General features: G+C 69.0%; 8 protein-coding genes. 5 read left to right on the top strand and 3 right to left on the bottom strand.

The annotated features are described in order from the left end of the window. Positions 1-2: 2 nt before the first annotated feature. Positions 3-1,001, bottom strand: coding sequence for a sugar ABC transporter permease (locus AB0B94_RS13095; protein ID WP_357275746.1), 999 nt, complete (start codon positions 999-1,001; stop codon positions 3-5). Next, positions 998-2,182, bottom strand: coding sequence for an extracellular solute-binding protein (locus tag AB0B94_RS13090; protein ID WP_357275736.1), 1,185 nt, complete (start codon positions 2,180-2,182; stop codon positions 998-1,000). Before AB0B94_RS13090 ends, AB0B94_RS13095 begins: the two co-directional genes overlap by 4 nt. A 262-nt stretch (positions 2,183-2,444) precedes the next feature. On the opposite strand from AB0B94_RS13090, the gene AB0B94_RS13085 reads away from it, so the two are divergent. The 4 genes from AB0B94_RS13085 to AB0B94_RS13070 all read left to right on the top strand — a co-directional run bounded on the left by AB0B94_RS13085 (position 2,445) and on the right by AB0B94_RS13070 (position 8,844). Beyond that, entirely contained in the window at positions 2,445-3,449 is a 1,005-nt protein-coding gene (locus AB0B94_RS13085) for a LacI family DNA-binding transcriptional regulator (RefSeq protein ID WP_357275727.1), read from the top strand. Positions 3,450-3,595: 146 nt separating this feature from the next. Then, a complete protein-coding gene (locus AB0B94_RS13080; protein ID WP_357275721.1) occupies positions 3,596-5,443 on the top strand; it encodes a glycoside hydrolase family 15 protein in 1,848 nt (615 codons plus the stop codon). Between the two features lie 126 nt (positions 5,444-5,569). Further along, on the top strand, positions 5,570-6,124 hold the full coding sequence (locus tag AB0B94_RS13075; RefSeq protein ID WP_357275718.1) for a hypothetical protein: 555 nt from the start codon (positions 5,570-5,572) through the stop codon (positions 6,122-6,124). A 530-nt stretch (positions 6,125-6,654) separates the two neighbouring features. After that, positions 6,655-8,844 (top strand): UvrD-helicase domain-containing protein, encoded by a 2,190-nt coding sequence (locus tag AB0B94_RS13070; RefSeq protein WP_357275713.1) that lies wholly within the window; start codon positions 6,655-6,657, stop codon positions 8,842-8,844. 44 nt (positions 8,845-8,888) lie between these two features. Here AB0B94_RS13070 and AB0B94_RS13065 read toward each other — a convergent pair whose 3' ends face one another. After that, positions 8,889-9,284 carry a DUF3224 domain-containing protein gene (locus AB0B94_RS13065; RefSeq protein WP_357275700.1) on the bottom strand — a complete coding sequence of 132 codons (396 nt, stop codon included), beginning with the start codon at positions 9,282-9,284 and terminating at the stop codon, positions 8,889-8,891. Between the two features lie 288 nt (positions 9,285-9,572). On the opposite strand from AB0B94_RS13065, the gene AB0B94_RS13060 reads away from it, so the two are divergent. Continuing rightward, entirely contained in the window at positions 9,573-12,275 is a 2,703-nt protein-coding gene (locus AB0B94_RS13060) for a CHAT domain-containing protein (RefSeq protein ID WP_357275693.1), read from the top strand. Positions 12,276-12,278: the final 3 nt, after the last annotated feature.

Genomic DNA, 12,278 nt, shown 5'->3' with positions numbered 1-12,278 from the left:
CGTCACTTCGCCCTTCCGGTGATGGCGCCCTCGATGTCGCGGCGGAGCAGGAACCGCTGGAACAGCAGCGCCGCGACGAAGGAGATGACGAACAGGATTACCGCCACAGCGTTGCCGTAGCCCCACAGCCGGGCGAAGAACCCGTTGTCCACCATGTATGTCGCCATGGTGGCCGATGCGCCGAGGGACCGCACCGCTGGCACCGAGGTCACCCAGATCATGTCGAAGATCTGCAGTGAGCCGATCATGGACAGGAACATCCAGATCCGGATCGTCGGGCCGAGCAGCGGGATCGTGACGTGCCGTTGAATCTGCCACCAGCTCGCGCCGTCGATGGCCGCCGCCTCGGTCAGCTCGTCGGGCACATTGGACAGCCCGGCGAGGAGCAGGATGATGGCGAAGCCGACGTATTTCCAGGTCAGGATGGCCAGCAGGGTCCAGATGACGACATCCAGGTCCGCCAGCCAGGCCTGCACCAGGCCGCCCATTCCCAGCGACCGCAGCAGCGCGTCGACAGTGCCGTCGCCGGTCAGCAGCAGCTTCCACATGATGCCGACGGTGACCTCGGCCAGCACGTACGGCACGAACACCAGCAGGCGGAACACGGCCCGCCCACGGAAGCGACGGTTGAGCAGCAGGGCGACGCCCAGGGCGATCGGGCCCTGGATCAGCAGCGACCCGAACACGATGAGCGCGTTGTTGCGCAAGGCGTCGAGGAAGATCGGATCCTGGAAGGCGAGGGTGTAGTTCCGCAGACCGACGAACTCGGTGGGAGGCCCGACCCCGCGCCACCGGAACAGGCTGTAGTAGACCGCGAAGCCCATCGGCACCAGCACGAACATCACATAGATCAGGACGGCCGGCGTGGTGAGCCCGATGATCTCGTACCACTTGCGGCGGTTGTCGGCTCGGCGGGCGGCGTCGCGCCCGGCCCTGTGGGGGCCCGCCGGCGACGCGGAAGCGCCGCCGGCGGGCATACTGATCTGGTTGGCGGAGGTCACTTGCTTGCGGCCGCCTTCATTGCCGAGACGACCTTCTCAGGCGTCCCGTTGCCGGCGAAGATGGCGACGATCGCGTCGTTCATCGCGTTGCCGACGGTGCTGCCGTACGCCGTGTCCAGCCAGAGCTGGACGTAGCTCGCTCCGGAGGTGGCATCCAGGATGGACTTCAGCGCGGGGTCCTTCACGGCGTCCGCCGCACCCTTGGCGACAGGCAGGCCGGTGCCGGTCTCGGCGTAGCCCTTCTGCACCTCGGGGCTCACGAGGTACTTGAGGAACTCGACGCACTCGGCCGGGGCGTTCTTGGCGCAGGAGAACCCGTCGCCACCGCCGAGAGCCGCCTTCGGGTCGCCCGGGGAACCGGAGATCGCCGGCACCGGGAACCAGCCGAGGAACGACGCGAGCTTCGCCTTGTCAGTGGTGACGGTGTCCAGCGTGCCGCGGTTCCAGTCACCCATGAGCTCCATCGCGGCCTTGCCGTTGGCGAGCATGCCGTTGGCGCTGGTCGGGTCGTTCTGGCCCGGCGTGGCAATGAAGTTGGGCTGGAACGGCTTGGTGTCGATGAACGCCTTCAGGTCCTGGCCGGCCTTCACGAAGCACGGATCGTCGAAGTTCTTCTCCGCCGATGCCTTCTTGAGGGTGTCGACCGAGCAGGCGCGCAGCGCCATGTTGTACCACCAGTGCGCGGCCGGCCACTTGTCACCGGCGCCCACGGCGATCGGAATGACGTTGGTCGCCTTGAGCTTGGTGACCGCGGTGTTGAGCTCCTCGAAGGTGGTCGGCGGAGCCGAGATGCCCGCCGCGGCGAACATGTCCTTGTTGTACCAGATGCCCTCGATGCCCATCCGGAACGGCAGGCCGTACTGCTTGCCCTTGACCTGCCAGATCTCCGCGGCGCTGCCGATGTTGCCTACCTCGGTCTTGACCTGGTCGGTGATCTCCTTGAGGTAGTCGGCCTCGACCTGTTCGGTCATCTCGCCGCCGCCCCAGGCCTGGAAGATGTCCGGCGGGTCGCTGCTCAGCAGCGCGGCAGGGAGCCGGGTGCGCTGGAGCTGGTTCGTCTCGATCGCCTCAATCTCGATCTTGACGGTGGGGTGAAGTGCGGAGAAGTCCTTGGCGACCTTCTCCCAGTAGGTCTTGCCCGGCCCGTCCTGTGAGGCGTTGTGCCACCAGGTAAGGGTCACCGGGTCCTTGTACAGCTCGCTCTGAGGGGCCGCCTCTTCGCCGCCGCCGCTACAGCCGGCGGTAACGAGAACACTTGTCATTAACAGTGCCAGGACGGCACTCGCACGCCGCTTCGTTGCCATCGATGTCTCCTCGACTAGTCAGTCGCGGTACTCGGCCTGCGGCGAAGTTTTACAGTCATGTAACTTGATGTCAATCGGTATCGATAACGTTTTCGAGTCGGTGGCGACGCACCCGCCGCGGGGCCCTATCATCATCGACGTGGTGTTTCAGCAGCGCGTCAAGATGTCGGATGTGGCACGTACCGCCGGCGTCTCGGTCGCGACAGTGTCGAAGGTCGTCAACGGCCGCTACGGCGTGGCCCAGGCAACCGTGGAGCGCGTCCAGCAGGTCATCCACGAGCTCGGCTACGAGGCGAGCCTGGGGGCGCAGAGCCTGCGCAGCCACCGCACCAACGTGCTCGGCATCCTGGTCGCCGAGTTCGAGCCGTTCTCGACCGAACTGCTCAAGGGAGCGTCGCAGGAGGTAGCCGGGAGCGGATACCAGCTACTGGCCTACTCCAGCGGGGACGGCGAGGGCGCCGCGGTGGGGTGGGAGCGGCGCTCGCTCGCCCGACTCTCCGGCACACTCATCGACGGCGCCGTGATCGTCACGCCGACGGTGGTCGAGACCGAACACAGCTTCCACGTCGTGGCCGTCGACCCACACACCGGCCCTTCCGACCTGCCCACCGTCGACTCGGACAACTTCGCCGGCGCCGTGCTGGCGACCAACTACCTGCTGTCGCTCGGCCACAGGCGGATCGGGCACATCAGTGGACGCACGGACCTGAAGTCGGCGCAGCTGCGCGAGGCCGGCTTCCGCAGTGCGATGGCCGACGCCGACGTGCCGGTGGACGAGCGGCTCGTGCGCGTCGGCGGATTCCGGATCGAGAGCGCCGCCGGCACGGCCGCGGAGCTTCTCGCCCTCACCGACCGGCCGAGCGCGATCTTCGCGGGTAACGACCTCTCCGCGATCTCCACGATGACCGTGGCCCGCGACATGGGCCTGTCGGTGCCCGACGACCTGTCGGTGATCGGCTTCGACAACGTACCGGAGTCGGCGCTGGTCAACCCCCCGCTGACGACCATCATGCAGCCGCTGCAACGGATGGGCGCCGAGGCGTTGCGCCTGCTCGTCGACCTGATCGCCGGCGTCGAACGCGACACCCACATCCGGCTCCCCACCGAGCTGGTCATCCGGTCCTCCTGCCGCCCGCTGCACTGACACCCGGGCCAGGCGGCGCAGGGACCCCGGCCGTCGCCGTGGCAGGTGGGAGGTACGCGACAGGGTGGCGGAACGTGAATCTCACCTAAGGCGACAATTCCTCCCCTAGGTTCGGTGCGCAGGACGCAGCCGAACCGGGGAGAGACGTGGACAGCTATCCGGCGATCGAGGATCACGGGCTCATCGGCGACCTGCAGACCGCCGCGCTGGTGACGTGCGACGGCACCGTCGACTGGTTCTGCGCGCCGCGGTTCGACTCGCCGAGCATCTTCGCCGCCCTGCTCGACAAGGAGAAGGGCGGCTACTTCCAGATCTCGCCGCACGACGTGCGGTACGTGACCAAGCAGCTCTACCTGCCCGGCACACCCATCCTGATCACCCGGTTCATCAGCGCCGACGGGGTGGCCGAGGTGATGGACTTCATGCCGGTCACCGGCGAGCGGGCCACCGACACGCATCGGCTGGTCCGCACCGTCACCATGGTCCGCGGCAGCATGCGCTTCCGGGTGGAGTGCCGGCCGCGCTTCGACTACGCCCGCGAAGAGCATCAGCTGGAGCGCCACCACAACGGTTACGTCTTCCGCAGCCGGTCGGCGACGCTGACGTTCAATCCGGTCGACCCGGTGCGGCGGTTGATCTCCGAACAGGGTGACGTCCACCTTGAGGGCGGCGACCTGGTCGCGTACGGCACGCTGAACGAGGGCGACACCGGCGGCGTGGTCCTGGAGACGGGCGGCGCCGAACCGCGCATCTTCGCGCCGGAAGAGATCCAGGGCATGTTCGAGTGGACCCGGGACTACTGGCGGCGCTGGCTCGAACGTTCCAGCTACACCGGCCGCTGGCGGGAGATGGTCGAGCGCTCAGCCATCACGCTCAAACTCATGACGTACGCGCCGACCGGCGCGATGATCGCCGCACCCACCACCGCGCTGCCCGAACTGGTCGGCGGAACCCGCAACTGGGACTACCGCTACACCTGGGTACGCGACACGTCGTTCTCGGTGCACGCGCTGCTCGGCCTCGGCTTCACCGAGGAGGTCAGCCAGTACATGAACTGGCTGGACGAGCGGATCCGCGAGGCCGGCGACCACCAGGACCCGCTGAAGATCATGTACCGGGTGGACGGCTCCTCCGACCTGCACGAGGAGGTGCTGGACCATCTGGAGGGCTACCGCGGCTCCCGGCCGGTGCGGATCGGCAACGGCGCCGCCGACCAGCTCCAGCTCGACATCCACGGTGAGGCCCTCTACGCCATGCACCTCGCCGACGAGCAGGGCATCCGCGTCTCGCACCAGGTGTGGAAGAGCACCGTCCGGTTGGTCGACTGGCTCTGCCACAACTGGGACCAACCCGACGCCGGCATCTGGGAGAGCCGTCACCACCCCCGCAACTACACCTTCGGTCGGGTGATGTCCTGGGTCGCGCTGGACCGGGCCATCCGGCTGGCCACCCGCACCGGCCGCCCCGGGGACATGACCTGCTGGACCGAGCAGCGCAACCGCATCTACAACCAGGTCATGGAGCGCGGATACGACCGGGCCCGCGGCACCTTCGTGCAGGCGTACGACGAGAACGTGCTGGACGCGGCGCTACTCGCCATGCCGGCGGTCGGTTTTGTCACGCCGAGCGATCCGCTGTGGCAGTCCACCCTGCAGGCGATCGAGCGTGAACTGGTCTCCGACAGCCTGGTCCACCGGTACGACCCGGTCCACTCCCCCGACGGCCTCCCGGGCCACGAGGGCACCTTCAACATGTGCACCTTCTGGTACGTCGAGGCGCTGGCCCGTTCCGGCCGCCTCGACGACGCCCGACTCACGTTCGAGAAGATGTTCACCTTCAGCAACCACCTCGGCCTCTACGCCGAGGAGATCGCCGCGACCGGAGAACAGATCGGCAACTATCCCCAGGCGTTCAGCCACCTCTCATTGATCAATTCCGCGTTGACCCTCAACGATCTGCTCGACAGCGAGGCCGACTCCCGCCGCAGGCGGTAGCGGCAGCATGCTCCGGCCGGCCGCCGCCCACGCGGAGCCGACGGCGGGAAGGGCTTGACGCGCCCACGTCCATCGCGCATGGTCGAAAGACATCGACCATCTCGAATATTTGACCTGGGGGAACCGATGAAGGCACTCGTCACCACCGTCTCGGTTGCGGCCCTGCTGCTCCTGGCCACGGGCAGCGCGTCCCACGGCCAGCCAGCGGCCGACCCGCCCTGCACCGGGCAGATCCACCCGAACCCGGGGTTCGAGCGCGGCACCGCCGAGTGGACGGCCGGCCCCCGCATCGTCGTGCTCGGCGACGCGACCCGGCCCGCACACACCGGCCGCGCGTACGCCACCTTCGCCGGACTGGACGTGACACGTGGTGACCTGCTGCGCAGCACCGTCACGGTGCCGGCCAACTGCGACCTGACGGTCCGCTTCTGGGTGCGGACCACCACCACGGAGACCAGCCGCGGCGACTACCTGAACGTCGGACTGGCGGTCACCGGGATACCCCCGAAGACGAGGTTCTCGCTGGCCTTCGACGGCGGGGCGCAGTGGCGGCAGTACGTCATGTCGAGCGGAACCGCCACCACCGAACGCACCGCGACGGCCAGCTTCCTCGCCAGCGAGACAGCCGGCAACGGCGCCACGACCTTCGACGTCGACGACGTGTCCTTCACGTTGAGCTGACCTGGCCGCGCCACTGCACCGCCTCCAGAGCGGGGTGACTCCCTGACCGGCTCGACCAGTTGCCTGGACCCACTGACCTTCGTGCCGACCAGGTCGTGGTCCGTCCAGACGGATCAGGACGTCCATGGTCGGTGAGAACGGGTAACACCCTCCACGTTCTTCGAACAGTTCGGAAACGGCCGACAGGGGCCCCGCCACACATGAGGGCTGTCGAAGTCGGCGGCCGGCAAGAATGCGTGGAAGGCGACCCAGTCGGTCCCTGAGCCGTCGACCGAGTAACGACCCAGGGGCGTTCAGTAGGGCATCAACGCTCTCCTGCTCGGAACGCGCCGCAGAACAGATGACGACCGCACTGTCAATAGCGAATCGAGATTGGTGAGGCCACAAACAACCCCGGAACTGCAAGGCATTGAGATTCCGATCTCTGCCGGCGGATTTCCTGGCCGGTGAGGGAAACCAACTCTATGCTTGCCGCCGAATAGGCTGCGGCTCATCCGGGCCGAGGGTCACCCCGATACAAGGATTTGCGAATGCACCGGAAGTCTGTTCTGGGCAACGGCACCGCTGGCGTCAGCGAAGTAGCACCTGACGGCCACCTGCCGGCCTCGGCCGCAGAGGGCGCCGCGCGCCGATCCGCGGTCGCCGAGGAACAGGCGTTTCTGGACCTGGCCACCGCCCAGCGCGACAGGCTGGCCGATCACCTACAGGTCGAGCTTTCGTCAGAGCCCCTGGACGCGTTGGAACAGGCCCGGCAGCGCATGCTCCGCCAGCAGTACGACGAGCTACGGCGAGCGGAGGAGGCGCTGGTCTTCGGCCGCCTCGACGGCCTTGACGGCACAGTGCGCCACGTGGGCCGTGTCGGTCTCCGTAACGACGGCGAGGACACTGAGCCACTGCTGGTGGACTGGCGCGCTCCCGCAGCTCGGCCGTTCTACACGGCGACGGCCGTCGACCCACAGGGTCAGGCGCGGCGCCGGCACATCCGTACCACCGGATCGGCCGTCGTCGGCGTGGACGACGAACCCCTGGACGGCAGCGCGACCGCGGAACTCGTCGGCGAAGGTGCGCTACTGGCCGCCCTCGACCAGCGCCGCACCGGTCGCATGTCGACGGCGATCTCCACCCTGCAACGCGAACAGGACGACATCATCCGGGCGGAGGCGACCGGCCCGCTGATCGTCCAGGGCGGTCCCGGCACGGGCAAGACAGTGGTTGCCCTGCACCGCGTCGCGTACCTGCTGTTCACCCACCGGAAGATGGCCGACCAGGCCGTCCTGGTCCTGGGCCCGTCGCCGCGGTTCCTCCAGTACATCGCCCAGGTGCTGCCCGCGCTCGGTGAAACCGCCGTCGTCTCGGCGACCTGCGACACCCTGCTGGCCGACATCCAGGTAGGCCGCGACGAGAGCCGACTACTCGCCGAGATCAAGGGCCGCGCTCTCTGGCAGCCCGCGCTCGAAGGCTATGTCGCGTCGCTGCTCCCCCGGCCTCGCGAGCTGAAGCTGCGCTGGGAGGGCGACTTCTACGTCATTCCCACCGCAACTGTGGCGCAGGCGCTCGCCTCGGCGGCGCAGGGACGCCCGTACCACAGCGCCCGCGCGGTGTTCGCCGAGCAGTTGCACCACCTCCTGGCCGATGTCGTCGCCGAGCAGCGCGAGACGCTGATGGAGGAGATGGAGGAAGGCTTCGAGGACATCCTCGCCCGCGTGGACAACGGTATGGCGCATGACCACTCCGCCACCCCGACGTCCACCGGCAGCGACATCGACGGGTTGCTCTCCGATGAGGAGGTCGAGCAGCTTCGTTGTCGTATCGCCGAGAACGCCACCATCGCCCGGTTCATCGAGGCATGGTGGCCCACTCTCGACCCCGAGACCCTGCTGGGTGACCTCCTGACCGACCGCACCCTGCTGACCCGGTTCGCCCCGCAACTGTCCCCCGAGGAGATCACCGCCGTCGCGGCCGAGCCCGCCCCATGGGCATCAAGCGACATCCCGCTGCTCGACGCCCTCGCCGACCTGCTCGGCGAGGTCGGCGCCCCGCAACCACAGGGCGAGTTCCTCGCCGAACGTGCTCGCCGCATGCGCGGCTGGGTGTACGGCCACGTCGTCATCGACGAGGCGCAGGAGCTGTCCGAGATGCAGTGGCAGATGGTCCTGCGGCGCTGTCCCAGTCGCTCCATCACCGCCGTCGGCGACATCGACCAGGCCGAGGCAGCCCACCGGCACACCAGCTGGGCGCAGGCGGTACGGGCTGCCTTCGGAGACCGCTGGACCGCAGCGGAACTCACCATCTGCTACCGGACCCCCCGCGAGGTCATGGACCTCACCGAACCGGTCTTGAAGAAGGCAGGCAGTCACAACACGCCGCCACGAGCGGTACGCTCCGCCGGCATCGCCCCCTGGGAGCGCACAGTCACGCCCGCTGAGCTTGCCGGCGTCGCCGTCGAAGCAGTGCGGCAGTTGCGGCAACGGTGGCACGGCGGCACTGTCGGCGTCATAGCCCCGGCGGAGCGCATCGCCACACTGCAAGCCGTGCTGAGCGATGTGCCGGTGCTCACCGCAACCCAGTCCAAGGGACTGGAATGGGACGCGACGCTCCTCATCGACAGGCAGGGCATCGCCGCCGAACCGCGCGGCTGGAACGGCCTCTACGTGGCGCTCACCCGATGCACCCAGGAACTCGGACAGCTGACCCTCACGCAACAATCGGCACCCGCATGAACCGCATGTGTGGAAATGCGGTTCTGGACGGTGGCGGGGATGCGTCAGGCCAGGGTGTACTCCAAGACATAGGAGTGGCTGCCGTCGTCGGACTGGACGATCTCGAAAGCCCCCACGATCCCTGTCAGTTCACCGGAGCCCGTTCCCGGGACGACGCGGATCGCGAGTTGCTCACCGTGGCTGCCGGGTGCGCTGTGTTGGAGGACGAACGAGCCCTTGAGGCCGTCGAGTTCGCCAGTGAATCGCTCCACGGCGACATAAGCAGCGGGGGTGCCCTCGACATCGACCACCGACAGCATGTTCACCGTACTGATGCCGGCCAGGCCGCCCTGGAAGGTCTTGGTGAGCCGGGCCCGGCCAAGCGCGGCCCCCGAGCCTTCGTCGAGCACCTCCGGCTCGAATGATGTGACGTCAAAGGTCCCGCCAGCCTTCGTACTCATTCCGCACCCTTCCACCGTGATCGCATTTATCGCGTCGCAGCCTCGCACACGGCACTGACATCCCCCGGACCATGACCCTCGCAGGCCCCGCTCGGTGCTTCCGGCGGAGGACCGCACCCCTGCTCGCCCCTCCCCCCGTTCCCGTCACCTAGCCGCGTCGTCGGTGGTGCCGTCAGCCTGGCAGCTGGGCACCCGCTCCACGGCCGCTGTCCGTCAGGTGGAGTAGTCGGACGGTGGCACGCGGGAGGGACACGGTTGGACGGGGCAGCGGACATCACCAGGCGGTGTGTGGCGATCAGTCGGGCGGCCTTCGGCCGGGGCGATCTCGACGCGGCGGTCGAGGACCTGCACCGGCTGCCGGCCGACCTGACCATCCGGGGCGTCCTGGCGGCCGACCTGCTGGGTGCCCTGATCGGTAGCGTTCCGACGGCGAATCCTCACCGGCTGCGGCAACTCGACAGCCTTCTCGAGATCGCCGAGGCGGCTCCACCCGACACCCCGGAGTGGCCGATGGTGCACGCCGCGGCCCGGATGGCGCCGATGCTGCACGCCGGGGCGGAGGGGTACGCCGCAGACCCGCTGATCGTGCTCGCCGAGGCGGAGACCCTCCTCAAGACGACGCCGAGCGGCGACGACGCGAGGTTGGCTCCGCTGTGGGACGCGATGAAGACCATGATCGGTGCGCTGCGGGCGATGGAGAACGGTGACGAGGCCGCGATGGAGCGGCTGCCCGAGGAGGCCCGTCGGGTTCGCGAGACGCTGGCCGCCAACCCGGCGCTGGCGACCTTCGGCGACGCCTTCGCCAACCTGACCGACATGCTCACTGTGCACCACAGTGGTGGCGACTTTCGGCCGGCCCTCGACCAACTCCGCGAGACGGTGGAGCGGTTGCCGCCCGAGGATCCGCTTCGGGCGTCGGTGCTGTCCCTGGAGCCGATGGTGACACCGCTGGCGGCCATTCGCGCGGATGCCGACGAGACCGGCTCGGTCCCCGGCGCCACTGCCGAACAGCTCGCTGCGATGGCGGCCATGGCCCAACGGCCTGACCTCTCCCCCGGCGACCGGGCGATGCACTACGCCGGGATGGGCGGTGCGATGCTCGGCCTCGGCGAGGAGAGCGATCCGGCCCGTGTCAGACAGGCCGTCGCGCACTTCCGCACGGCGGTGGACCTGGCCCCGCCCGACGACACACGCCTCACCTCGCACCTGGTCGGCTTGGCGCTCGGGCTGACCACTCAGGGCGACGTAACCGGCTCGGTGGCGGACGCGGTTGAGGCCGACGAGGTGCTGGAACGGGCGAAACGGCTGGCCGGCGGGCCGGCACACCCCATGTGGTCGGTCATCAACGAACTGCTGTCACAGGTGCGGCGGCGGCACGCTGGGGTGGCGGACCCACACGTCGTCGCCCTGGAGGGCCTGCGCGAACACGTCTGGCGGGTGCTGCTCCAGACCGACCTGCGGGCGGCCAACTCCGCCGCCCGCCGAGCCGCCCAGGAGGCCGTCCAGGTGGCGGGCCAGTGCCTGGTGTTCCACGATCCGGCCCGCGCGATCCGCGCGCTCGACGCCGGCCGGGGCCTGGCCCTCTACGCGGCGACGGAGAACCGGCAGATCCCCGGTCGGCTCGAGGACGCGGGCCGACCCGACCTCGCGTCTCGGTGGCGTAGCACAGCGGCGTCCGCCGCGGCTGAGGAAGTCCCGATCGACCTGCGCCGCGAGGTGCTCACCGTGCTCACCGAGCAGAGCAACGCGGGGGCCCTGCTGGACGCGCCGACGCTCGGCGAGATCCGGGCCGCGCTGCACACCGTCGACGCGGACGCGCTCGTCTACCTGGTGCCGGGCGCGGCACCGGTGCCCGGCTACGCGGTCATCGCGGCCGCGCAGGGTCCCCCCGCCTACCTGGCCCTGCCCAACCTGCATCTGTTCGACGACCTTGACGTGGAGCGTTACCTGACGGCCCTTGTCCGACGCGACGCGGTGATCGCGGACCCGGAGCGGGACCTGACCGCGCTCGACGACCCCGCCGACTTCGCCGGCAGCCTCGATGCCATGTGCGACTGGGCCTGGCGGGCGGCGATCGGCCCACTCGTGCAGCGGTACCTACCCTCACTGCCCCGCCCGATCACCGATCGACCGCCCCGGATGGTCCTGGTGCCAATGGGGGAACTCGCCCGGATCCCGTGGCAGGCGGCCCGCCGGCCGGACGGCACGTACGCGGTGCGGCTGGTCGCCATCTCGCAGGCCGCTTCGGCCCGGATGCTCTGCCACTCGGCGGCGCTTGCTCCGGTCGCGCCGACACCGGTCGGCCTGGTCGTCGGGGATCCGGACCCGGGCGGCGAAGCGCCGGACCTGGCCGCGGCCCGGGTGGAGGCGTACGCCATCCACCGGTCGTTCTACCCCGGTGGCCGGTACGTGGGTCGGCGGGCCGACGGGTCGCCGAGCCGGTCCGGCCCGGGCAGCGTCGACGAAGTGCGAGCCTGGCTGACCGGCAGAAACCCCGGCGCCGGCGGGATGCTGCACCTCGCCTGTCACGGCGTCATCAACACCGACCCGGCGACGGCCACCTCCTACCTGCTGCTGGCCGACGGTGGCCGGCTGACCGCGGAGGAGCTGGTCGAGCTGCTATCGCGCTCGCCGGAGCGCGCCATCGGCCTGATCGTGCTCGCCGCGTGCCGGACGGGTCAGGCGATCAGTGGCTACGACGAGGCATACAGCTTGGGCACCGCCTTTCTTGCTGGCGGCGTCCGGTCGGTGCTCTCGACCCAGTGGGCCATCCCCGACCGGGCCACCTCGGTGCTGATGTACATGTTCCACCACCACCTGATCACGATGGGGCTGCCCGCGTGGGAAGCGCTGCGGCGGGCGCAGGGCTGGATGCTCGACCCGGACCGGTCCATCCCGGAGGGTATGCCGGCGCTACTACGCCGCAACCTGGCCCATGACGAACTCTCCCATGTCACGGCCTGGGCCGGTTTTGTCCACTGGGGACACTGATGC

Origin of the sequence: Micromonospora sp. NPDC048986 (genome assembly GCF_040649335.1) — a bacterium.
In the GTDB taxonomy this organism is placed as follows: domain Bacteria; phylum Actinomycetota; class Actinomycetes; order Mycobacteriales; family Micromonosporaceae; genus Micromonospora; species Micromonospora alfalfae.
This window is presented reverse-complemented; position numbering and strand designations above follow the sequence as displayed.

Excerpts from the sequence above, each read along its gene's own strand:
- AB0B94_RS13070 (WP_357275713.1), top strand. The coding sequence starts at position 6,655 with ATGCACCGGAAGTCTGTTCTGGGCAACGGCACCGCTGGCGTCAGCGAA.
- AB0B94_RS13075 (WP_357275718.1), top strand. The coding sequence starts at position 5,570 with ATGAAGGCACTCGTCACCACCGTCTCGGTTGCGGCCCTGCTGCTCCTG.
- AB0B94_RS13065 (WP_357275700.1), bottom strand. The coding sequence starts at position 9,284 with ATGAGTACGAAGGCTGGCGGGACCTTTGACGTCACATCATTCGAGCCG.